This window comes from Nocardioides koreensis, from assembly GCF_039531775.1.
GTDB classification, from domain to species: domain Bacteria; phylum Actinomycetota; class Actinomycetes; order Propionibacteriales; family Nocardioidaceae; genus Nocardioides; species Nocardioides koreensis.
In genome coordinates this window covers 104,810-126,828 of the sequence record NZ_BAAAQR010000015.1, presented here as the reverse complement: position 1 = coordinate 126,828, position 22,019 = coordinate 104,810, and the positions used below count along the sequence as shown (strand labels likewise).

22 protein-coding genes are annotated in these 22,019 nt (G+C 75.0%); 15 read left to right on the top strand and 7 right to left on the bottom strand.

Going from position 1 to position 22,019, the window contains the following annotated elements:
* Positions 1-84: 84 nt before the first annotated feature.
* The 5 genes from ABD268_RS20480 to ABD268_RS20460 are packed head-to-tail and all read right to left on the bottom strand — an operon-like array spanning position 85 to position 4,944.
* A complete protein-coding gene (locus ABD268_RS20480; RefSeq protein ID WP_344156926.1) occupies positions 85-3,108 on the bottom strand; it encodes an ABC transporter permease in 3,024 nt (1,007 codons plus the stop codon).
* A gap of 10 nt (positions 3,109-3,118) precedes the next feature.
* Positions 3,119-3,424, bottom strand: a complete 306-nt coding sequence (locus tag ABD268_RS20475) for a hypothetical protein (RefSeq protein ID WP_344156923.1) — start codon at positions 3,422-3,424, stop codon at positions 3,119-3,121.
* Positions 3,411-4,187, bottom strand: a complete 777-nt coding sequence (locus ABD268_RS20470; protein ID WP_344156920.1) for an ABC transporter ATP-binding protein — start codon at positions 4,185-4,187, stop codon at positions 3,411-3,413. Before ABD268_RS20470 ends, ABD268_RS20475 begins: the two co-directional genes overlap by 14 nt.
* Complete coding sequence (locus tag ABD268_RS20465) at positions 4,184-4,486, bottom strand: SHOCT domain-containing protein (protein ID WP_344156917.1); 303 nt, start codon at positions 4,484-4,486, stop codon at positions 4,184-4,186. The genes ABD268_RS20470 and ABD268_RS20465 overlap by 4 nt, the downstream gene beginning before the upstream one ends.
* An 11-nt stretch (positions 4,487-4,497) precedes the next feature.
* The gene (locus ABD268_RS20460) at positions 4,498-4,944 is read right to left on the bottom strand and encodes a DUF6325 family protein (protein ID WP_344156914.1); all 447 of its coding nucleotides are present in this window, start codon (positions 4,942-4,944) and stop codon (positions 4,498-4,500) included.
* 135 nt (positions 4,945-5,079) lie between these two features.
* On the opposite strand from ABD268_RS20460, the gene ABD268_RS20455 reads away from it, so the two are divergent.
* On the top strand, positions 5,080-5,922 hold the full coding sequence (locus ABD268_RS20455) for a class II glutamine amidotransferase (RefSeq protein WP_344156911.1): 843 nt from the start codon (positions 5,080-5,082) through the stop codon (positions 5,920-5,922).
* A 9-nt stretch (positions 5,923-5,931) separates the two neighbouring features.
* Here the strand turns inward: ABD268_RS20455 and ABD268_RS20450 are convergent, their stop codons facing one another.
* The gene (locus ABD268_RS20450; protein WP_344156908.1) at positions 5,932-7,740 is read right to left on the bottom strand and encodes an MFS transporter; all 1,809 of its coding nucleotides are present in this window, start codon (positions 7,738-7,740) and stop codon (positions 5,932-5,934) included.
* A 78-nt stretch (positions 7,741-7,818) separates the two neighbouring features.
* Here ABD268_RS20450 and ABD268_RS20445 point away from each other — a divergent pair, with 78 nt between their 5' ends.
* From ABD268_RS20445 to ABD268_RS20380, 14 genes are all read left to right on the top strand, one after another.
* Entirely contained in the window at positions 7,819-8,868 is a 1,050-nt protein-coding gene (locus ABD268_RS20445) for a phosphatase PAP2 family protein (RefSeq protein WP_344156905.1), read from the top strand.
* Between the two features lie 75 nt (positions 8,869-8,943).
* Positions 8,944-10,125 carry a zinc-dependent alcohol dehydrogenase gene (locus ABD268_RS20440; protein WP_344156902.1) on the top strand — a complete coding sequence of 394 codons (1,182 nt, stop codon included), beginning with the start codon at positions 8,944-8,946 and terminating at the stop codon, positions 10,123-10,125.
* 107 nt (positions 10,126-10,232) lie between these two features.
* Entirely contained in the window at positions 10,233-10,667 is a 435-nt protein-coding gene (locus ABD268_RS20435) for a hypothetical protein (RefSeq protein ID WP_344156899.1), read from the top strand.
* Entirely contained in the window at positions 10,664-11,587 is a 924-nt protein-coding gene (locus ABD268_RS20430) for a hypothetical protein (protein ID WP_344156896.1), read from the top strand. The genes ABD268_RS20435 and ABD268_RS20430 overlap by 4 nt, the downstream gene beginning before the upstream one ends.
* Entirely contained in the window at positions 11,574-12,977 is a 1,404-nt protein-coding gene (locus ABD268_RS20425; RefSeq protein ID WP_344156893.1) for a V-type ATPase 116kDa subunit family protein, read from the top strand. Before ABD268_RS20430 ends, ABD268_RS20425 begins: the two co-directional genes overlap by 14 nt.
* Positions 12,974-13,354 carry an ATP synthase subunit C gene (locus ABD268_RS20420; protein WP_344156890.1) on the top strand — a complete coding sequence of 127 codons (381 nt, stop codon included), beginning with the start codon at positions 12,974-12,976 and terminating at the stop codon, positions 13,352-13,354. Before ABD268_RS20425 ends, ABD268_RS20420 begins: the two co-directional genes overlap by 4 nt.
* 4 nt (positions 13,355-13,358) lie before the next feature.
* On the top strand, positions 13,359-13,583 hold the full coding sequence (locus tag ABD268_RS20415; protein WP_344156887.1) for a V-type ATP synthase subunit F: 225 nt from the start codon (positions 13,359-13,361) through the stop codon (positions 13,581-13,583).
* Complete coding sequence (locus tag ABD268_RS20410; protein ID WP_344156884.1) at positions 13,580-14,125, top strand: hypothetical protein; 546 nt, start codon at positions 13,580-13,582, stop codon at positions 14,123-14,125. The genes ABD268_RS20415 and ABD268_RS20410 overlap by 4 nt, the downstream gene beginning before the upstream one ends.
* Positions 14,110-15,852 (top strand): V-type ATP synthase subunit A, encoded by a 1,743-nt coding sequence (locus ABD268_RS20405; RefSeq protein WP_344156881.1) that lies wholly within the window; start codon positions 14,110-14,112, stop codon positions 15,850-15,852. Before ABD268_RS20410 ends, ABD268_RS20405 begins: the two co-directional genes overlap by 16 nt.
* The gene (locus tag ABD268_RS20400; RefSeq protein WP_344156878.1) at positions 15,849-17,264 is read left to right on the top strand and encodes a V-type ATP synthase subunit B; all 1,416 of its coding nucleotides are present in this window, start codon (positions 15,849-15,851) and stop codon (positions 17,262-17,264) included. Before ABD268_RS20405 ends, ABD268_RS20400 begins: the two co-directional genes overlap by 4 nt.
* A 3-nt stretch (positions 17,265-17,267) precedes the next feature.
* Positions 17,268-17,882 (top strand): V-type ATP synthase subunit D, encoded by a 615-nt coding sequence (locus ABD268_RS20395; RefSeq protein ID WP_344156875.1) that lies wholly within the window; start codon positions 17,268-17,270, stop codon positions 17,880-17,882.
* A complete protein-coding gene (locus ABD268_RS20390; RefSeq protein ID WP_344156872.1) occupies positions 17,879-18,322 on the top strand; it encodes a universal stress protein in 444 nt (147 codons plus the stop codon). Before ABD268_RS20395 ends, ABD268_RS20390 begins: the two co-directional genes overlap by 4 nt.
* Positions 18,323-18,371: 49 nt before the next feature.
* Positions 18,372-19,553 (top strand): site-2 protease family protein, encoded by a 1,182-nt coding sequence (locus ABD268_RS20385; RefSeq protein WP_344156870.1) that lies wholly within the window; start codon positions 18,372-18,374, stop codon positions 19,551-19,553.
* A 20-nt stretch (positions 19,554-19,573) separates the two neighbouring features.
* Complete coding sequence (locus tag ABD268_RS20380) at positions 19,574-20,254, top strand: haloacid dehalogenase type II (protein ID WP_344156868.1); 681 nt, start codon at positions 19,574-19,576, stop codon at positions 20,252-20,254.
* Positions 20,255-20,269: 15 nt separating this feature from the next.
* On the opposite strand, the gene ABD268_RS20375 is transcribed toward ABD268_RS20380, so the two are convergent.
* Positions 20,270-22,018, bottom strand: coding sequence for a SelB domain-containing protein (locus ABD268_RS20375; RefSeq protein ID WP_344156865.1), 1,749 nt, complete (start codon positions 22,016-22,018; stop codon positions 20,270-20,272).
* Between the last annotated feature and the right edge of the window lies 1 nt (position 22,019).

The window sequence follows — 22,019 nt, the reverse complement described above, 5'->3', positions numbered from 1 at the left end:
GGATGTCGGAACCGGACCTCCCCGACCATTCCGGCTGCCGCACCACCTGCGCGTCGTACACAGCGGGTGATCCCGGCGCGGCCGTCACTCGTACCGCAGCGCCGTCGCTGGGTAGGTCCGCGAGGCGCGCACGCTCGGCAGCCAGGTGGCGAGCACGGAGCACAGGACGACCACCCCGAGGATGATCGCCAGGACCGACCAGGGCGGGACGAGGGCGAGGTTCTCGTAGCCGGGCTGGCTGGCCGTGTCCTGGATGACGTTGAAGGCGACCCAGAGGCCGAGCACGCTGCCCACCACGACCCCCACGAGGGTGACGATCAGCGACTCCACCAGGAAGCTCATCTGCACCATGCGGGCCTGGAACCCGATCGCCCTCAGCACGCCGATCTGCTGGCGCCGCTCGACGACCGAGCGCGCGCTGATGACGCCCAGGGCCGCGACGCCGATCACCAGGCCGAGCGCGAGGAAGCCGAGGATGAGGTACTGGAAGGTCAGCGACGCGGAGACGGCGTCGTGCAGGGTCTCGCTCTGGGCCGCCGCCTGCATGCCGCTGTCGAGGAACGCCGCCTCGAGGGCGTCCGCCTCGTGCACCGGGTCGACCCCGTCGCGGACCCGGAAGTACCACACCGTCGGGGCGGCGGCCGCGCCCAGCGGCGCGAGCGTCTGCTGCGAGGTGGAGATGCCGAGCATCGCGTAGGGCACGTTGTCGGCCAGCACCCCGATGACCTTCAGGCGCAGCGTCTTCCCGGTCTGGGTGTCCCGCACCTCGACGGGGACCGGCGTGAAGGACTGGTCCTCCAGGTAGAAGCCGTGCAGCCGGAAGTCCGACACGACGCCGGTGCCCCAGTTGGCGCGCCGGGGCACGGAGAAGGCGTCCACGACCGCGAGCCCGCGATGGGTGGCGAGCGCGTCCCAGACGGCGCGGTCGGAGGAGTAGCCCTCGGCCCGCGACCCGAAGCCGTAGGTGGTGGTGCGCAGGAAGCTGTCGTCGAGGCCGCGGACGACGTAGCCCACGTAGCCGGCCTGGTCCGGGTCGTCCCCGCCGGCGCCGGGCTGGTCGACCTGGCGCGCGTCCATGGGCACGTAGGACTGGCCGGCGTACGCCGTGATGTCGCCGTGCTCGACGCCCGGGGCCGCGGCGAGCGCGGTGCGCATGTCCCGGATCGGGCTCAGCGGCGAGGTCTGCGCGGTGATGTCGTACCCGCCGCCGAAGGTCTCCTCGTCGTCGAGCGCGGCCAGGAACGACGCCGACGTCGCGGCCCCGGTCACCAGCGTGAACACCACCAGCGTGAAGAGCCCGGCGGTCGCGCCGGTGCGGAACCGGTTGCGCAGCGGGGCCGCGATCGCCGTCTTCAGCACGGGCACCGCGTGCCGCGAGCGTCCGAAGACCCACATCAGGCCGTCGAGCATCGGGCGCAGGTTGTAGACGAGGACCCAGGTGGCGCCCGCCACCAGCAGCAGCCCCACGAGCACGAAGACGTCGAAGCCCATCCGGAGGTCGGGCACCAGCGACTTGTAGACGCTGAACGGCAGCAGGTTCCAGGCCAGGACGCCGGTGCCGGCCACGGTGTAGGCGAGGCGTTCGCTGCCACCCAGCGACCGGATCACCGGCACCAGGGCCACCAGCACCAGCGAGCCGCCGACCAGCAGGGCCACCGCGCTCTTCGAGGAGTACGCCGAGGCCACGAGCGCCGCGCCGGCACCCGCGAGCAACGCCGCCAGCAGCCACCGCGAGCGCCGCCGCCGGCGACGTGGCGGCTGCGGGAGGTTGCGCACGGCCGCCACGATGTTGAGCCGGCTGACCCGCCAGGCGGCGATCGTCACGACCACGAGCGTGAGCAGCGCGCCAAGGGTGAAGGCCACCACCAGGCTGGTCCACGTCAGCCGGTAGCGGATGGTGACGATGCCGGACTCGGACAGCGCGCCGGCGATCAGCCGCACCATCCCGACCGACAGCGCGAGCCCGAGGACCGCGCCGACAGCCGCGGCCAGCACGTCGTACGCCGCCCCCTCGAAGAGGAACATCTGCACCAGGTGGCGGCGCTGGGTGCCGATGGCGCGGGCCGTGCCCATCTCGCCCCGGCGCTCGGCGGCGAGCATCACGAAGACCAGGAAGATCAGCAGGATGCCGGCCGAGATCGTGAAGGTGCCGAAGGTCGAGAACAGCGAGAGGTACGTCGCGCCCTGCTGGTCGGCCTCCTCGAGCCCGTCGCTCTTGACCTGCTCGACCCGCAGCCCGAGCTCCTGGGTGGTCGGCTCCAGCTGTGAGGTCACCGCGTCGGTGTGTGCGGCACCGCTGGTCGCGTCGCCGTCGTTGGACACCAGCACGTGCTGCACCCGGTCGCCGACGAAGAGCAGCCGCTGCGCCTGCGCCAGCGGCATCAGCAGGGCGCCGCTGTCGGAGCCGGTGCCGTCGTACCGCACGACGTCGCGCACGGTCAGGGGCGCCTGGCGACCGCGGACGAACACCACGACCCGGTCACCGGCGTGGGCGTCGAGGGCGTCGGCGGCCTCGCGGTCGAGGTAGGTCTCGCCCGACGCCAGGTCGTCGAGGCTGACGCCGTCGCCGGACTCGGTGGTGATCTCGCCGAACCCCGACATCGCCCCGGGGTCGGTGGCGAAGAGCGTGAGCTGGGGCTCGTTGGTCCGGCTGGTGGTGTCCTGGACCGCGACGGCCTCGCTGATGCCGGGGGCCGCCCCGTCGACGTCGGGGATGCTGCGCGCGGCGCTGACGACGGCGTCGGCCTCCTCCGCGGTCAGGTAGCGCACGGCCGTGCCCTCGCCGAGCGTGGCGATGTCGGGGGCCTCGCCGGACCTCGCGGACACGATCTCGTCGGTCTGGCCCAGCGTCGTGATGACCGAGGACCGGACCGTGTTGGCCATGATGTCGCCGAAGCCGAGGGCCGACCCGATGATCATCGTGCCCAGCATCAGGCCGCCGACGATGATCGCGCTGCGGCCGGGGCGGCGGGTGAGGTTGCGGACCCCGAGCTTCATCAGGACGGTGTGCCGCACGGCGAGCCCGCCGATCATGGCGAAGGCGACGACCAGAAGCACGCCCAGCACGACGGCGAGCGTGTCGACCGGCGCGCCGAACAGCTCGCTCACGACCTCCTCCTCAGGTGGCGGTGGAGGCAGGCAGCTCCGCGACCGCCACCTCGTAGCGACCCCGTCCGGGCGGTGACTTGAAGATCGTCACGTACCGCTCCAGCACCTCGGCGTAGAACCCGGTCGTGCCGCTCGCGTCGGCCGCCTCGGCGGTGTCCCAGAAGCTCACGAGCGTGCCGGCACCCTCCGCCGTGGCCAGCACGAGGACGCCGGCGTACCCCGGCTGCTGCCGCAGCTCGGGCAGCACCTCGCTCTCGAAGACGTGGACCGCGGTGTCGGTGTCGATGCGCAGCGTGTCGATCTCAAGCAGGGTCACTCGGGCGAACATCCGCCTCCTCCATCCGTTGCTCGTCGACGACCCGGCCGTCGAGCATCCGCAGGATCCGGTCGGTGCGCCGGCCCACGGCGATGTCGTGGGTCACGATCAGGAAGGTCAGGCCGCGCTCCCGGTTGAGCCGCCGCATCAGGGTGGTGACGTCCTCGGCCGTCTCGCTGTCGAGGTCGCCGGTCGGCTCGTCGGCCCACACGATGGCCGGGTCGTTGACGAGTGCGCGGGCGATGGTGACCCGCTGCCGCTCGCCGCCGGACATCTCCTCGGGGACGTGGTCGGCCCGCTCGGCCAGGCCGACCAGGGACAGCGCCTCCATCGCCAGCTGCCGTGCCTCCCGCGTCGCCCGCCCCGCGAGCAGCAGCGCCATCTCGACGTTCTCGACCGCGGAGAGCACCGGCATCAGGTTGTAGAACTGGAAGACGAAGCCCATCCGCTCGGCGCGGTACCTCGTCCGGGCCCGGTCCGGCAGCTCGGCCAGGCTGACCCCCTCGATGAGCACCTGGCCCTCGTCGATCTCGTCGATGCCGGACAGGCAGTTGAGCAGCGTGGTCTTGCCGCAGCCGCTGGGCCCCATCACGGCCACCATCTCGCCGCGTCGCAGGGACAGGTCGATGCCCTTGAGGGCCTCGACCCGGACCTGGCCGGTGTCATAGGTCTTGTGGACCCCCGACGCCTGCACGATGACGCCGTCGTCCACGTGCCGGTGCGCCTCCTCGGCGCCGGCGTGCCGGTTCCGGACCGTCTTCAACCCGTGCTCGCCAGGATCTTCGCCTTCTGGGCGGCGAACTCCTCCTCGGTCAGCACGCCCTGGGCCTTCAGGTCCGCCAGGTCCTTGAGCTGCTGGATCGGGTCGGCAGCCGGTGCCGCGGGCGGGGGCGGCGCCGCGGCCGGTTGCTGGTCGTAGTACGCCTGCTCGCGGTCCGCGGCGATCTGCGCGTCGCGACCGGCAAACTTCTCCGCCTGGCGGCGCTGCACGCGGCCGCTCACGGCGGTGGCCGTGCCGGCCACGACGGCGGTCCTCGCCACTCCTCGTAGCAGTCCGGGCATGACTCTCCTCCTCAGCTCGCGGCCTCGAGCGACTCGACGGCCGCCATGATGTCCGTGGCGGGGATGCGGGCGCTGGCGATGAGCTCGCCGCCGCTGCGCCGGGCGGCGGCCACGAACGGCGCCGCCCAGGTGTTCTCGTAGACCAGCAAGGCGGCGACGGTGTCCGGGTCCATCGCGGCCGAGGCCTCCTGGACGTCCTCGTCGCCGAGCAGCCCGGACCGGGCACCGGCGAAGTAGGAGAACCCGGCGGCCGGCCCGCCGGGGTCGGTGAGCTCGAGCACCTCGACCCCGCCGTCGGCGTCCTTGCTGATCACGAGCAGGTCGAAGAGGCGGATGGTTCCGGCCTCCACGAGGTCCATGAGCGCCTGCCCGGCCTCGCCGGTGAGGCGGTCGCGGGGGAACTCGAGCAGGGCGAAGTCGACGGGGCCGTGGGCTTCGGTCTCGGAGGTGGTGGACACGGTCACTCCTCGGGGTGGTCTGGGGTGGTCGGCTGGGTTCGACGGGGTTCCCTCGACAGTGATCCAGAACCGTTGCCGGGTCCTCATCCCCGACGGATGATGCCGACGACCTCGGGCTGCTGGTTCGGTGGAGGCATGTGCAGATGGATGGCGTACTCCGGTGAACCGCTCCGTGCCGAGGACCTGCTGTTCCGGCCGCAGCACTCCCTGATCGACCAGAGCCTGCACTCGAAGATGGGGGCCACCACCACGAACGGCGACGGCTTCGGAATCGGGTGGTACGGCGAGGGTCCGGTGCCGGCGGTGTTCAAGAGCGTCGACCCGGCGTGGAACGACCGCAACCTGCGCGAGGTGGCCGCCCAGATCCGGACGCCGCTGATGTTCGCGCACATCCGGGCCTCGACGGGGACGCCGGTGCAGCGCAGCAACTGCCACCCGTTCCGCCACGACAACTGGCTGTGGATGCACAACGGCTCGGTGGCGGGCTTCCACGACCTCAAGCGGGACCTGATGCTGGCGGTCGACCCGTCGCTCTACCCCGACATCGAGGGGTCCACCGACTCCGAGACGCTCTTCTTCCTCGCGCTGACCTTCGGGCTCACCGACGACCCGGTGGGCGCGGTGCAGCGGGCGGTCGGGCTGGTCGAGGACGTCGCCGAGCGGCACGGTGTCGAGCACCCGGTGCAGATGTCGGCGGCCACCACCGACGGCACCTCGATCTGGGCCTTCCGCTACTCCAGCATCGGGCAGACCCGGACGCTCTTCTACTCCACGGCGGTCGAGCACCTGCGTGCCCTGCACCCCGAGCTGGAGGTGCTGCGCGAGCTGAGCGACGACGCCCGGCTCGTGGTCTCCGAGCCGCTGCGGGACCTCCCCGGCGCCTGGCAGGAGGTGCCGGAGTCGTCCTGGGGCGTGGTCCGCGGGGGCCACGACGACCTCCAGCCGTTCACGCCCGAGCGGTCGCACGCGGCCGTGTGAGGCCCGGTCTCAGTCCCCGATGTCGGCGGGGCAGCTCGTGCCCCGCGGCAGCTTGTACGGGGCGGCGATCCGGTAGGTGCCGGCCCGCGGCGCGTGCAGGACCGTCCAGCTGTCGGTCGCCTCGCCCGGGACCTCCGGCTGCTCGGCCGCGGTCAGGCACCCGTAGAGGTTGACCGACGGCGCGCCGGGCACCGGCGAGACCGGGCCCGGGAGCGACCGGCCCTCCTCGTCGACCAGGCTCAGCCACGGGGAGGACGGGATCCGCACCATCACGCTGCCCGCCCGGGGCATCCGGATCACCACCTGGGCGGCGTCGAAGTGGGTCACCGTCGCGGGCGGGTCGGCCAGCGGCGTCGGGGACCTCACCTCGAACAGCCGCCAGCTGTCGTCCGACCACACCTCGTGCAGGTAGCCCAGGCCGCCCGCCACCATGGTCGCCTCCTCCACCGCCGCGTGGTCGGGCGCACCCGTGGAGAGCACCACGTAGTGCACGGCCCACCGGTCGAGCCAGTCGTGGTACGACCGCGGGGTCAGCATCCCCTCGGTGTAGAAGACGGGGTTCCGCTCGGCGTCGGCCTGCCGGTTCCACCCGCGAGCCAGGTTGATGTACGGCGCGAGGGCCGAGGCCTCGCGGTGGCTGGCCGCCGGCACCACCTCGACGCGGGCTCGCTCCGCGTGGCGTGCCCGCAGCTGGTGGACGAGCGGGTCGACGTCGACCGTCCACGCCTCGCTCGGCCGGGTGTCGATGACGTCGCGGGCCGCGGTGGCGACCTGCCAGATCGACGAGGTCAGGATCCCGACCGCGAGCAGCAGGGCGAACCGGCCGCGGTGGGTGTGCAGGGCCGCGGGCCAGCGGTGGGGGAGCGGCGTGGCGGGGGTGCGTGCGGCGACCGCCAGGATCAGCACGCCGCCGAAGATCAGGCCGAGCCGGGTCATGTTCGTGCCGATCTGCGACGGCACGGCCCACACCGCGAGGACCCCCGCGACGTAGAGCAGCGCGCCGATCCGCACGGTTCGCCACCACGTGGGGGCCACCAGGAACACCCCCAGCCCGAACGCCACCGGCAGGATGGTCGAGACCAGCGGCATCGGCTGCTGGCCCGAGAACGGGAACAGCCAGGACGAGGCGGCGACGACGGCGACCGGCGGCAGGCCGAGCACGTACGCCGCCCCGCGGCGGTGGTCGATCCACAGCGCCGCGGCCACGATGCCGATGAAGAGCCCCGCCACGGGGCTGGCGGCGGTGGCCACTCCCGAGAGGACGGCGCCGAACGCGGCGCGGGGCCAGCGGTGCCTGCGCGCCGGGGTGCGCCAGCGTTCCGGCCACACGTAGACCACCGCGACGGCGGCCAGCCCGAACATCAGGCCCAGCCCGAAGGTGACCCGCCCGGAGACCGCGTTGCCGGTGAACGCGAGCGCGCCGAACAGCGCCGGCAACCACGGCCGGGCGAGCGCCCGGCTGCGCACGAGCAGGAGCGCCAGCAGCCCGGCGGAGACGGTGCCGGCGATGATCATCGTGGTGCGCACGCCCAGGGTCGCCATGACGTACGGCGACAGGGCGCTGTACGAGACCGGGTGCATGCCGCCGTACCACGCCAGGTTGTAGGCGCTGCCCGGGTGCACCCGGGCGAACTCGGCCCACGCGTCCTGCGCGGCGAGGTCGCCCCCGCTGGTGGCCAGCAGGGCCCACCACAGCAGGTGCAGGACGGCGGCCGCGGCGGCGGCGAGCAGGACGGGATGGCGCGCCAGCCTCACGGCGCGACCCGCCGGCGGCGTCACGGCCGGTTCGCGGGTGAGCAGGTCACCTCCCGCCGTCATGTGCTTCCTCCCCTTGTGCCAGCTCCGTCACCATGGTGTCACGCCGGGCAGGTCGTCCCCCTCGGATAACCTTCGGACGTGGCCACGTCCCCCTCCCTCGCGCCGCCGCGCGACGCAGCCGAGCCGACCGGTGACGACCTCCGCGACGTCCGCTGGGTCGCAGGCGTGTGGATCGTGGTCGCGGTCTTCGCGGTGATCACGGCCCTGTGGTCGCACCACGTGGGGGTCCCGCTGCGCGACCCGGAGGGCAAGATGTTCCGGGGCCGGCTGACCAGCGCGGTGGTCCTCCTCACGGTGCTCGCCCTCGTCGACACGGTGGTGCGGGCGTGTCGTACCCGCCAGTGGTCGCCGCGCGGGCTGCTCCGGGTGCTGCGGGACCGCTGGTGGTGGCAGCGCCTCGCCCTGGCGGTCTCGGGCCTGGTCGCCTACCACCTGGTCTACGTCTGCTACCGCAACCTGAAGAGCTGGGACGCCTTCAACACGATCCGCGACGACTCGCTGCTCCGCTTCGAGCGGTGGCTCTTCCTCGGCAACGACCCGGCCGAGCTGCTGCACGACCTGTTCGGCCAGCACACCGCGGCGTACGTCCTGATGGTGGTCTACAAGTCGTTCACCTACCTGGTGCCGCTGTCCGTCGTGGCGGCCCTGGCCTTCACGACCCGGATCCGGGAGGGCTACGTCTTCCTCGCCTCGGCCATGTGGGTGTGGGTCCTCGGCGTCGGCTCCTACTACCTGATCCCCACGCTGGGCCCGTTCGCGTCGTCGCCCGGCACGTTCGCCGGGCTGCCGGACACGGCGATCACCAGCACCCAGGCCGAGTACATGGCCGAGCGGGCGCACATGCTGATGGACCCGTCCGCCCCGGACGCCTTCGTCAGCATCTCGGCGTTCGCGAGCCTGCACGTCGGCTTCACCTGCCTGATCCTGTTCATGCTGCTCTACTACGGCCGTCGTCGCCTGGCGATGGTGATGACCGCCTACCTCCTCGCCGTGATGGTGGCCACCGTCTACTTCGGCTGGCACTTCGTGGTCGACGACGTCGCCGGGGTCGCCCTCGCCGCGCTGGCGGTGCTGCTGGGCCGCTTCACGGTCTACCCCCGGGGCCGAGGGTCGTCCATGCCCCGCTGACGCGGCCGCATGGGGCCCGGGCAGGCGGGTACGGCCGGATCGCACCGAACGTCCCGAGACCGAGGAGCGAGCACCATGAAGGCAGTCACCTGGCACGGCCGGCGCGACGTCCGCGTCGAAGAGGTCCCCGACCCCGTCATCGAGGCCCCGAACGACGCGATCGTCCGGATCACCTCGAGCGGACTCTGCGGGTCCGACCTGCACCTCTACGAGACGCTCGGCCCGTTCATGGGCGAGGGCGACATCCTGGGCCACGAGCCGATGGGCATCGTGGAGGAGGTCGGCGGAGGGGCGGGCGACCTCCAGGTCGGTGACCGGGTCGTGGTGCCCTTTCAGATCTGCTGCGGCCACTGCTGGATGTGCGAGCGGGGACTGCACACGCAGTGCGAGACCACCCAGGTCCGTGACCAGGGCACGGGCGCGGCGCTGTTCGGCTTCAGCAAGCTGTACGGCGAGGTGCCCGGCGCGCAGGCGGAGTACCTGCGGGTGCCGCAGGCGCAGTTCATGCCGATCAAGGTCCCCGAGGGCCCGCCGGACGAGCGGTTCCTGTTCCTCTCCGACGTGCTGCCCACCGCCTGGCAGTCGGTCGCGTACGCCGACGTGCCCAAGGACGGCACGCTCCTGGTCCTCGGCCTCGGCCCGATCGGCGACATGGCCTGCCGGATCGCGATGCACCAGGGCTTCCGGGTGATCGCGGTCGACCGGGTGCGGGAGCGGCTCGCGCGCGCCCACGGTCGGGGGGTGGAGGTGATCGACCTCGACGCCGTCGACGACGTCGGCGAGGAGGTCCGTTCCCGGACCCAGGGCCGCGGCGCGGACGCGGTGATCGACGCCGTCGGCATGGAGGCGCACGGGTCGCCGGTGGCCGAGATCGGGCAACGGATCTTCAACGTGCTCCCGAAGCGCATCACCGCGCCGTTGATGAGCAGGGCCGGGCTGGACCGGATGGCCGCGATCTACACCGCGATCGACGCGGTCCGCCGCGGCGGGACCGTCTCCCTGATCGGGGTCTACGGCGGCCAGACCGACCCGATGCCGATCATGACGATGTTCGACAAGCAGATCCAGCTGCGGATGGGCCAGGCCAACGTGAAGCGCTGGGTCGACGACATCATGCCGCTGCTGGCCGACGAGTCCGACCCGCTCGGCACCGAGGAGTTCGCGACCCACCGGGTGCCGCTCGACGAGGCGCCCACGGCGTACGAGAACTTCCAGAAGAAGCAGGACGGCACCGTGAAGGTGGTCTTCAAGCCCTGAGCGAGGGCCCCCCACTCCGGGCCCTTGTGCCCTGTCTCCCGCCCGGCGCGCCGACCGATCCTCGGACCAGCCTCTGACGAGGCCCTGGTCGAGGACGGGAGTGGGGCTTGCCGCGGGCACGTGACCTGCTGAACCGGTTCCGGCCGTCGGGGACCCCCGGCGCCGCCGGAGCTGCGGGCGTGCCCGTGGACCGCACCGGCGGAGCGGCCGCCGAGCTGGCCCCGCTCTTCGCCGCGCTGGAGCCGACCGAGCGCGAGTGCCAGGCGCTCCTGGACCGGGCCGCGGACGACGCCCGGCGCATCCGGGGGCAGGCCGAGGAGGAGGCCCAGCGGCTGGTCGTGGAGGCCCGCGAGCGCCAGTCGGCCGAGCGGGCCGCGGTGGTCGCGGAGCTGCGCGACCACCGCGCCGCACGGGGCGCCGCCACCGCCGCCGAGGCGCAACGGCGCGCGGCGCAGGTGCGCGAGCTGTCGGCCGCCCGGACCGCGGGCTGCGTCGACGACGTGGTGGCGGCGGTGCGGGCCCTGGCCGGGGAGGGCGGATGACCGCCGCCTGGGTGGCCGGCAGCGTGCGCGCCCGCTCGATGACCCGGCGCCGGGTCGGCCGCGCGGAGGTGCGACGGCTGGCCGCCGAGCCGTCGCTCGACGCCGCGCTGGCGCTGCTGACCGGCACGTCGTACGGCCACGACGTCCGGCCGGGGATGACGCTCGCCCGGGCCCAACGGGCGGCCTACGAGGCGCTGGTCTGGAACGTGCGCGTCCTCGGCGGCTGGGTGCCGCGCGCCGGTGCCGACCTGCTGCGGGTGCTGCTCGCGCCCTTCGAGATCGCCGACGTGACCGAGCACCTGCGCCGGCTGCGCGGCGAGGACGTGCCCGCGCCGTACGTGCTCGGGAGCCTGGCCACCTCCTGGCCGCGGCTGGCGGCTGCAGGTGACACCGGCGGCCTGCGGCGGGCACTGGCCACCTCGCCCTGGGGAGACCCGGGCGGCGAGTCCCCGGACGAGATCGTGTGGGCGATGCGGCTGTCCCTGGCGGACCGGGCCATCGCGGTGGCACCGCCCGCGGCGCCGTGGGCGGCCGGGGCCGTGGCCCTGCTGCTGGCCCGCGGCCTCGCGCTCGAGCACCCGGCCCTCACCGCGGGCGCCCGGTTGTCGGCGGCCCGGGTGGTCGGTCCGGCGGCGGCCGCGGCCACCACGCTTCCCGACCTGGCCGCGAGCCTGTCCCGGGCCGCGTCCTGGCCGCTCACCGGCGTGACGGAGGGCAGGGACCTGTGGCGTGCGGAGTGCGGGTGGTGGGGCCGGGTCGAGTCGGACGCGTTCGCGCTCACCCGCAGCCCCCGGGCCGGGCCGTCGGTCGTGCTCGGCGCCGTGGCCCTGATGGCGGTCGACGCCTGGCGGGTCCGGGCCGCCCTCGAGGTGGCCGCGCGGGCCGACGCCTCCCCGGAGGCGCTCGATGCGGTGGCGTGAGGCCCTGCACCCCGTCGCCATGCAGCGGGTGGCGGTGGTGGCTCCCCGCCCGACGCTGCGCGACGCCCTCGTCGTGGTCGGCGATGCCGGCACGGTCGAGCTCGAGGGGCACCCCGGCGCCGCCGAACCCACGCTGCCCGGCTCGGCCGGCGCCCGGCTGCAGCGACTCCCCACTCGTCCGGCGGCGCCCACACTGTCCCCGGCGCCGCCGGACCTCGACGACTGCGAGGCCCGCGGCGACCTCGGCCCGATCGCAGGTGAGGCCGAGCTCGAGGCGCACGCCGCGCGGGCGGTGGCCGAGGGTCGGGTGGCCGCGCTGCTCGGGTGGACCGCCGCCGAGGACCTGCGCCCGCTCGCCGCCCGGCTGGCCGGTGTCGGGGCGGCCGCGGTGCCGCTCCCCACGCCGCGGGGCGTCCAGCCGCCGACGCTGCTGACCGCGAGCGGCACCACCCACGAGTTCGCGCCGCTGGTGCGGACCTACGCCACCGTCCCGTACGCCGACCTCGACCCGTCGCTGGTCGCCGGACTCGCCTACGTCGTGATGTTCGGGATGATGTTCGCCGACGCCGGGCACGGCGCCCTCCTGCTCGCGGCGGGGCTGGCCGCCCGGGCCGGGACGTGGCGCCTCGCCCGGCTCCGCCCGGTGTGGGTGTTCCTGGTCGGCGCGGGCGTCGCCAGCGTGGTCTTCGGCGTGCTGTACGGCGAGTTCTTCGGGCCCACGGGCGTGCTGCCGGTGCTCTGGCTGGAGCCCCTGGAGCACCCGGTGCCGCTGCTCGGGGTGGCCGTGGCGGCCGGCGCCGTGCTGCTCGCCGGGGCCTACGCCCTCGGCACCGTCAACCGGTTCCGCGAGGGCGGCTGGCGGCGGGCGGCGTACGCCCCCTCCGGCCTGGCCGGCACCGCCGTCTTCCTCGGTCTGGGCCTGCTCGCCGCGGGGATCTACCTCGACCTGGCCTGGCTCACCGCCGTGGCCTGCCTGGTCGCCGCGGTCGGCCTCGCCGCGGCGTACGCAGGGCTGCTCACGGCCGCGGGTGGTGGCTTCTCCGGCGGGGCCCAGGCGGCGGTGGAGCTGGTCGACCTGGTCGTCCGCCTCGGCTCGAACGTGGTGAGCTTCGCCCGGCTGGCCGCCTTCGGCCTGACGCACGCGGCCCTGGGCGCGGTCATCTGGGAGGCCACGTCGGGCCTGTGGGGACAGGGGCTGCTGGCGGGCGCGGCCGCGGTGCTGGTCTTCGTGGTGGGCAACGCGCTGGCCTTCGCCCTCGAGGGCGTGGTGGCCGCGATCCAGGCGCTGCGCCTGGAGTACTACGAGCTCTTCTCCCGGGTCTTCGACATCGAGGGCAGGCCGTTCCGGCCCTGGCACGTCCCGCTCGCCACCCCGGAGGTGACCGTGTGAGAAGGATCCTGCGCGTCGTGCTCGTGACCAGCGGCCTGCTGCTGCTCGCGTCCCTGGTGCTGCTGGTCGTCGCCGTCACGGCGGACCCCTCCCCGGCGACCGGGGCCGCCGACGCCGTGTCGTCCGGCACCGCGACCGCCGCGGCCGCGTCGTCGGGCACGGGGACCAACGGCTCGGCCCTCATCGGCGCCGCGATCGCGGTGGCGGGCTCCTCCCTCGGTGCGGCGATCGCCGTGGCCTACACCGGCTCCGCCGCGCTCGCCGCGATGAGCGAGCGTCCCGAGCTGTTCGGCCGGGCGATGGTGATCGTCGGTCTGGCCGAGGGCATCGCGATCTACGGGCTGATCGTGTCGATCATCCTGATCGGGAAGGCGTGACCCGGTGGCCGGCGTGGCGGCGATCGGGGCGGCGGACCTGGTGGCGGGGTTCGGGCTGGCCGGCGCCCTCGTGCTGCCGGCCGAGGACCCCGAGTCGGTGCTCGCCGCGTGGCGCAGCCTGCCGCCCGACACGGCCGTGATCGTGCTCAGCGACGCCGCGGCCGAGGTGCTGCGCGCCGAGCCGGCGGTGCGCGCACCGGACGCGCCGCTGACGGTGGTGCTGCCGTGAGTGCCACGGCCGGCACCGCCCCGGCGAGCCCGGTGGCGCCGCCCTCCGCCGCGGAGGTGGCGCTCGGGCCGCTGCGGGCCGGGTTGCTGGCCCGGGCGTCCGCCGAGGCGGACCGGGTCCGGGCCGAGGCCGAGGCCGAGGCCCGGCGTCGCGTCGACGCCGCCCGCCGGGAGGCCGGGCAGCTGGTCGCCGATGCGCGCGCCCGGGGAGCGGCCGAGGCGGGCTGGATCCTCGCCGCGGAGGAGGCGTCGGCCCGGCGCGCGGCCCGGGCTCTCGTGCTGTCGGCGCAGCGGGAGGCGTGGGACCACCTGCGCGAGGAGTCCCGCGCGGCGGTGCGGGCGCTGCTGCGCGACCCCGCCGTCCGGGACCGGCTCGCGGCCCGGCTGACGGAACGGCTTCCGGGGGCGACGATCCACGACCTCGCCGACGGCGGCCTCTCCGCGCAGACCGCCGACGGTCGCAGCGTCGACGCCTCCGTCGAGGCGCTGGTGGAGCGGGTCCTGCCGGGGATCGAGGGGGAGCGGTTGTGGTCGGCGCCGTGACCGCGGGCCGGGTGCGCCGGGTCAACGGCCCGCTGGTGGAGGTGACCGGGCTCGCCGACCTGGCGATGTCCGACCTGGTGGCGCTCGGCGCCGCCCGCCTGCCCGGTGAGGTGGTCGCCCTCGGCACCACGGCAGCGTCCGTGCAGGCCTACGAGTACACCGGGGGGCTGGCCGTGGGTGACCCGGTCACGCCGCTCGGTCGGCCGCTCTCGGCCCGGCTCGGTCCGTGGCTGCTGGGCGGAGTCTTCGACGGGCTGCTGCGGCCGCTCGGCTCGGCGCCGACGTGGCTCGAGCCCGACACCGACCAGCCCGACACCGATCAGCACAGCACCGGGGCCGCGTGGCCCTGGGAGCCGGCGGTGGAGGTGGGCGCCGACGTCGCCCCGGGCGAAGTCCTCGGCACGGTGCCGGAAGCGGGCAGTGTGGACTACCGGGTGCTTGTGCCCCCGGGCGTGCGCGGCCGGGTGGAGCGGCTCGCGCCCACGGGGCCGCACCCGGCGGACCGTCCCGTGGCCGTGGTCGCCGGCACGGCCGTGGGAGTCGGCACCAGCTGGCCGGTGCGCCGGCCGCGTCCGGTGGTCCGCCGGATCCCCACCGCCGAGCCGCTGCTCACCGGCCAGCGGGTCCTCGACGCGCTGTTCCCGGTGGCCCGGGGCAGCAGCGCCGCGGTGCCGGGCGGCTTCGGGACGGGCAAGACGATGCTGCTCCAGCAGGTCGCGAAGTGGTGCACCGCCGACGTGATCGTCTACGTCGGCTGCGGCGAGCGCGGCAACGAGATGGCCGACGTGCTCGACGAGCTGTCCCGGCTCGTCGACCCCCGCAGCGGCCGACCGCTCGCCGGGCGCACGGTGATCATCGCCAACACCTCGAACATGCCGATGATGGCCCGGGAGGCCAGCATCTACACCGGTGTCACGGTCGCCGAGCACTTCCGCGACATGGGCCACCACGCCGTGGTGATCGCCGACTCCACGTCCCGCTGGGCCGAGGCACTGCGCGAGTTCGCCTCGCGCTCGGGTGCGCTGCCGGCCGAGGAGGGCTACCCGGCCGGGCTGGCCTCGGCGCTGGCCGCCTTCTACGAGCGGGCGGGGCGCTTCGTCACGCTCGGCGGCGCCGAGGCGTCGGTCACGATCATCGGTGCCGTCTCGCCGCCCGGCGGCGACATCACCGAGCCGGTCACCGCCCACACCGAGCGCTTCGTGCGCGGGCTCTGGTCCCTGGACCGGAGCCTGGCCTACGCACGGCACTACCCGGCCGTCGGCTGGACCGGCTCGTTCGCGCGTGACGCCGAGGGACTCGCGGTCTGGTACGCCCGCAACGGCGACCCGGGGTGGGGCCCGCGCCGGGCCCGGATGGTCTCGCTGCTCGCCGACGCGGACCGGCTCGCCGACCTGGCCGAGCTCGTGGGCACCACGTCGCTGCCCGGCCGCGAGCGCGTCGTGCTCCTCGGCGGCCGCCTGCTGCGGGAGGCCGTCCTCCAGCAGAGCGCGCAGGACCCCGACGACGCGCACTGCACGGCCGAGAAGACCACCGCGCTCGTCGACACCGTGCTCGCTGTCGTCGACGCCTGCGCCGCGCTGGTCGAGCGCGGCGTCATCGCCACCGAGATCGAGGAGGTCGACTTCTCCCCGGTCCTGCGGGCCGCCGCCGAGACCCCGCCGGACGCGGTGGACGAGGTGCTCGCCCGGCGGGACGCGATGCTCCGGACGCTGGAGGCCCTGGCATGAGTACGCCGGGGCGTCCGGCCGCGCTGGACCTCGAGGTCGTCCACCGCGGGGTGCAGGAGCTGCACGGACCGCTGCTGGTGGTCACCGGGGCGACCGGCGTCGGCTGGGACGAGTTCGCCACCGTGCGCGCCGCCGATGACGACGGCGTCGACGAGGTCCGGCACGGGCTGGTGCTGGAGGTCGACCGGGACCTCGCCGTGGTCCAGGTGCTCGAGGGCACCGACCGGCTCGGCACCGGCAGCACCCGGGTCGCGTTCTCCGGCCGCCCGCTGCGGGTCCCGGTCGGACCGGCGTGGCTGGGCCGGGTCTGCAACGGCCGCGGCGAGCCGGTCGACGGCGGCCCGCCGGTGCTCTCGGCCACGACCGCGGCGGTGGCCGGGCTGCCGCTGAACCCCACCCACCGCGAACCGCCCGCGGAGCCGATCCTGACCGGCATCTCGGCGATCGACGCGCTCACGACCCTGGTCCGCGGCCAGAAGCTGCCGATCTTCTCGGTCGCCGGGCTGCCGCACCTCGAGCTGGCCGCACAGGTCGCGGCCCAGGCGACCGCGGGCGGCGAGCCGTTCAGCGTCGTCTTCGCCGCCATGGGGCTGACCCACGCGGACGCGGAGATGGTCCGCTCGGTGCTGGAGGAGCGGTCGGCCTCCGGCGAGCTGGTGCTGCTGCTCAACACGGCCGACGATCCCGTGATCGAGCGGGTGCTGACGCCGAGGATCGCCCTCACGGTCGCCGAGGACCTCGCCTTCACGCACGGGCGGCACGTGCTCGTCGTACTGGCCGACATGACCAGCTACGCGGAGGCGCTGCGGGAGGTCTCGTCCGCGCGCGGCGAGATGCCGGGTCGGCGCGCCTACCCCGGCTACCTCTACAGCGACCTGGCCTCGCTCTACGAACGCTGCGGCCGGATCCGGGGACGGCCGGGCTCGGTCACCGTGCTGCCGGTGCTGACGATGCCGGCGGGCGACATCACCCACCCGGTGCCGGACCTGACCGGCTACATCACCGAGGGACAGGTGGTGCTCTCGCCGGAGGTGCACGCGCGCGAGGTCTACCCGCCGGTGGACCCGCTGGCGTCGTTGTCGCGGCTGATGCGCAGCGGCGCCGGTCCCGGCCGCACCCGGGAGGACCACCTCGACCTCGCTGCCCAGCTGCTGGCCGCGCTGGCCCGGGCCCGGCAGGTGGCGGAGCTGGCCGAGATCGTCGGTGCCGCCGCCCTCAGCGCCACCGACCAGCGCTACCTCGACTTCGCGACCGGTCTCGAGCAGCGGCTGGTCGGCCAGGAGCGGACCGAGACCCGGCTGCTCGACGACACCCTGGACCGCTGCTGGGAGGTGGCGTCGGTGCTGCCCCGCCGGGAGCTGTCGATGCTGCCGTCCCGGCTGGTCGAGGCCCACCTCGACGGGAGGCGATGAGCCGTGCCCCAGCCGTCCCGGGTCCCGCCCGGCCGCGCCGGCCGGATCTGGCTGCACCGTCGGCTCGCCGCGGCCGAGCGCGGCCGCGAGCAGCTGGACCGCAAGCTGCGGATCCTGCTGCCCGAGCTGCAGCGGCGCCGGCTCCGCGCCGAGCGGTTCGACCGGGAGTGGCGCGCGGCCTGCGCCGTGGCCAGGACCTGGCTGCTGCGGGTGGCGATCCTCGGCGGTGAGGACGCCGTGGTCGGTGCCGCCGCCGCGGAGCCGGCCCGGGTCGAGGTGACCTGGGCGACCACGATGGGGCTCGGCTACCCGGCCGGCGCCGAGCTGGTGACGCAGCCCGGCCGGGCGGTCCCGCCGGCCAACGCCGCGGTCGTGCCGGCCGTGGAGGCGTTCGAGGCGGCGCTCCGGGCGGGCGTCGGCAGTGCGGCGGCGGACGAGGCGGTGCGCCGGGTCGAGGCCGAGATCGCGGTCACCAGACGACGGATGCGGGCGCTGGAGCGGCGCTGGATGCCCTGGCTGCGCGAGGCACTCGCCGAGCGCGAGGCCGCGCTGGAGCAGGGGGAGCGTGAGGACGGCGTACGCCTGCGGCGTGCGGTCGGAGGGAGGGCCGGGCCGTGATCCGCCGGGTGCTGCTCGCGGTCGAGGACTCACCGGACGCCCTCGCCGCGTCCCGCGTCGCGGTAGACCTCGCCCGGCGCTACCGGTCCCGGCTGCGGATCGTGCACGTGCTGGTCGACCACGAGTTCGACGCCGCGCTGGTCGCGGCGACCGGGACCGCGCGCGAGGAGGGCGGCCGCCCGGCCGCCACCCTGGTGCTGCGGCGGGTGACCGCGATCGCCGAGGCGGCGGGGCTGGAGGTCGAGACGGCGCTGCTCGACGGCGAGGTGGGGCAGGCGATCCTCGACGACGCGCGGCGCTGGGCGGCGGACGTCGTCGTGATCGGTCGGTCCCGCCGGGGCTCCAGCGGCGAGCCGTACGTCGGGACGCAGACCCGGCACGTGCTGGAGTTCGCCGAGGTGCCCGTGCTGGTCGTGCCGGGTCCAAGGTCCCCGCGGTGATGCCGCTCGGCCCCTGTCCGCCCTCGGGGGCGCTCCTAGCGTGGTGAGCGTGGTGGTGTTCCGCGTTCGGGGCGTCCCGATCCGGGTCGGCTGGAGCTGGCTGGTCATCGTCGCGCTCGTGTACTGGTCGCTGGCGACGGTGCTGTTCCCCACCAGCTACGAGGGCCTCGCGACCTGGGAGTACCTGGTCATGGCCGGCGTCGCCACCGTGCTGCTGTTCGCGTCCCTGCTCGTGCACGAGCTGTGCCACACGCTGCAGTCCATCCGCGAAGGAGTGCACGTCAAGGACATCACCCTCTTCCTCTTCGGTGGTGTCTCGCAGGCCGACGACCCGATCCCGGGCCCGGGCGCCGAGTTCCGCATCGTGGCCGCGGGGCCGCTGGCCTCCGCGGCCCTGATGGTGGTGTTCGGTGCGGCGGCCGTGTCGGCGCAGGGGGCCGGCGCCCCGGACCCGTGGGTGGGCGTGCTGGCCTACCTGGCGCGGATCAACGGGCTGCTCCTGGCCTTCAACCTGGTCCCGGCGCTGCCGCTCGACGGAGGGCGCCTCCTCCACGCGCTGCTGTGGTGGCGGTCGGGCGACGGCGAGCGGGCCACGATCCGGGCGGCCGGCGTGGGACGGACCTTCGCGATCCTGCTCATCGGCTCGGGCATGGCCCTGCTGCTCGTCGGCGACACGGTCGGGGGCGTGTGGCTCGCGGCGATCGGGTGGTTCCTCTACCAGGCCGTGCGGCAGGAGGTGATGTCCGCCCGGGCCACGCAGGCCTGGACCGGGCTGCACGTGCGCGACCTGATGACGGCGCCGCCGATCACGCTGCCACCCGACATGACGATCGCCGACCTCGCCGAGCACCTCGACGCCCTGGCCGACCACTCGGCGTACCCGGTCGTGGCCGGGGACCGCTACCTCGGCACGCTGCTGCTGTCCCACGCCGGCGCCGTGCCCGAGGCCCGTCGGTCGTTCGTCCGCGTGGTCGAGGTGATGACCCCGGCGGCCTCGCTGCCGGTGCTGCACCCCGACGACGAGGTGGTCGACGCGGCGCGGGCGATCACCGCGTCGGTGACCACCCGGGGCGTGGACATGCCGCACTCCTCCGTCGTGCTCGGCGGGCCGACCGGTGAGGAGCCGGTCGGGGTGCTGTCGACCGCCGACCTGGAGCGGGCGATCGCGGCGGCCCCGCTGCGGCGCGAGCACGTCGGCGAGGAGCGCGACCGGCGCTACCTGCGGGGCTGAGACCTGCCTACAGTGACGGGATGCCCGACGTTTCGCACCGCCCGTCCGTGCTGGTCTTCGACGTCAACGAGACGCTCTCCGACATGGCGCCGATCGCCCACCGGTTCACCGAGGTCGGCGTGCCCGGGGCCCTGGCGGCGCCGTGGTTCGCCGGCGTGCTGCGCGACGGGTTCGCGTTGGCCGTCGGCGGGGTCTCCGCGCCGTTCGCCGAGATCGGCGCCGAGGGGCTGCGGGGACTGCTGTCCGGGTGCGCGCTGGACCGGCCGGTCGAGGAGGCGGTCGAGCACGTGATGACCGGGTTCACCGGCCTCGACGTGCACCCGGACGTGCACGCCGGGGTCCCGCAGCTCGCCGGGCTGGGGCTGCGCCTGGTGACCCTGAGCAACGGCGCCGCGTCGGTCGCGAGGTCGCTGCTCGACCGCGCCGGGCTTGCCGGCCACTTCGAGGAGACGATGTCGGTCGAGGACGCAGGCATCTGGAAGCCCGCGCGCGGTGCCTATGCCCACGGCTGCGACCGCGTCAGCGTCGACGCCGCCGACGCGATGCTGGTGGCGGTCCATCCGTGGGACGTGGACGGTGCGTCGCGGGCGGGGCTGAGGACCTGCTGGATCGACCGGACCGGCGCGCCGTACCCGTCGTACTTCCGTGCTCCCGACCTCACCGCCACCGGCCTGGACGACCTCGCCCGTCAGCTGGCCTGAGGGCCGACCGCGCCCTCAGCGCCCGCGCAGCTGCCGCCGGTCGTCGGGCAGCCGCAGCGTGCGGCCGGTGCGGTCGAGGTGCGCGAGCAGCGGGAGCGCCACGCGGCGGCTGGTGCCGAGCGCCTGCCGGGCCTCGCTGGTGGTGAACGGCTGCGGCAGCGTGCCCAGCAGCTGCACCGCCTCCTCGTCGGCACCCGGGAGAAGCACGACGCCGTCGGCGACGCGCAGCAGGTGACCGGAGCGGTGCAGGGCCGCGACCGCGCGGGGGTCGAGCCCGAGCTCGGCGAGCCGCCCGGCGGCCGGGGCCGCGAACGGTGCCGGTGCCAGGTCCTCGCGCAGCGCCGCGACGGCCGGGGCGAGCGTGGCGGGCAGCGACGAGGGCGAGTCACCGAGGACCCGGCCGGCCTCCACGCGCAGCGGCGGGCGCACCAGCGCCGTCACCAGGCCGACGTCGGGCAGGCCGAGCTCGTGGGCGAGCGCGGCCTCGGGGACCCCGGGCTGCAGGGGAGTGGCCAGCCGCTCGACCGCGTCGCGGAGGCGGGACCGCAGCTCCGCGGCGGACCGGGGCGAGACCAGCCAGTCGCCGGCCTCGACCGCGCCCTCCGGCAGCGGCTCGTCGCGGACCCCGAGGCGCCGCAGCAGGCTGCGCCGCACCAGGCCTCGGGCCGCGAGCTGCGCACCGGTGGAGGCGTCGTACGCCGTCAGGGTGGCCGCGCGGGCCCGTGCGGCGCCGCGCCGGCCCAGGTCCGGGGGTGCGGGGTCGAGGACCCGCACGCCCCAGATGGCGCGGCTCCCGGGGTCGCGCAGGATCGCGCGGTCGTCGATCCGCAGGGGGAGCGGGTGCTCGAGGGTGAGCCTGGCGAACCCGTCCGCGAGCGGTCGCGCGCGCACCGTGGTCAGCGCGGCCCCCACGTGGAGGACGGGGCGCTCGGGGAGGCGGGCGGAGCCGCCGCCGGTGAGCCCGACATCGACGACCGTCACCGGCTCGAAGGCGCCGGGGGTGACCAGCACGCTGCCCCGGGTGATCGCCTCGGGCGCCCGCCCTCCGAGGTCGAGCGCCACGCGGGCGACCCCGGGGACGGCGTCGACCGGGTGCCCGAGCGACTCCAGCCCGCGCACCCGCACCTCGACCCCGTCGCACGACAGCGTGTCGCCGACGCGCACCGTCCCGGCGGGCAGGGTGCCCGTGACGACCGTGCCCGTGCCGTGCACCGTGAAGCGCCGGTCCACCCACAGCCGCACGTCGGCGGTCGGGTCGGGCGCCGGCACCCGGCCGAGCACCTCGGTCAGCACCGCCCGCAGGTCGGCCAGGCCGGCACCGGTGCGGCCGCTGACCGCCAGTGCCGGCACGTCGCGCAGGGTCGTCCGGGACAGCTCCTCCCGGGCCCGGGCCAGCGCGGGTGCCGGGTCCGCGAGGTCGGAGCGGGTCACCACGAGCACGCCGTGGCCGACCCCGAGAGCGTCGAGCGCGGCCAGGTGCTCCGCGGCCTGCGGCATCCACGGGTCGTCGGCGGCGACCACGAACAGCGCGACCGGCACCGGTCCCACGCCGGCGAGCGCCGTGGACACGAAGCGCTGGTGGCCGGGCACGTCGACGAACGCCACGTCACCGACGTCCGGGAGGTCGGTCCAGCAGTAGCCGAGCTCGATGGAGAGGCCGCGCTCGCGCTCCTCCGCGAGCCGGTCCGGATCGCTGCCGGTCAGGGCCCGGACGAGCGTCGACTTGCCGTGGTCGACGTGCCCGGCGGTGGCGACGACGTGCACG

Bases quoted from the DNA above. Each gene is read 5' to 3' on its own strand.
- ABD268_RS20380 (WP_344156868.1), top strand. From the start codon at position 19,574: ATGCCCGACGTTTCGCACCGCCCGTCCGTGCTGGTCTTCGACGTCAAC.
- ABD268_RS20465 (WP_344156917.1), bottom strand. From the start codon at position 4,486: ATGCCCGGACTGCTACGAGGAGTGGCGAGGACCGCCGTCGTGGCCGGC.
- ABD268_RS20440 (WP_344156902.1), top strand. From the start codon at position 8,944: ATGAAGGCAGTCACCTGGCACGGCCGGCGCGACGTCCGCGTCGAAGAG.
- ABD268_RS20450 (WP_344156908.1), bottom strand. From the start codon at position 7,740: ATGACGGCGGGAGGTGACCTGCTCACCCGCGAACCGGCCGTGACGCCG.
- ABD268_RS20455 (WP_344156911.1), top strand. From the start codon at position 5,080: ATGTGCAGATGGATGGCGTACTCCGGTGAACCGCTCCGTGCCGAGGAC.
- ABD268_RS20425 (WP_344156893.1), top strand. From the start codon at position 11,574: ATGCGGTGGCGTGAGGCCCTGCACCCCGTCGCCATGCAGCGGGTGGCG.
- ABD268_RS20430 (WP_344156896.1), top strand. From the start codon at position 10,664: ATGACCGCCGCCTGGGTGGCCGGCAGCGTGCGCGCCCGCTCGATGACC.
- ABD268_RS20400 (WP_344156878.1), top strand. From the start codon at position 15,849: ATGAGTACGCCGGGGCGTCCGGCCGCGCTGGACCTCGAGGTCGTCCAC.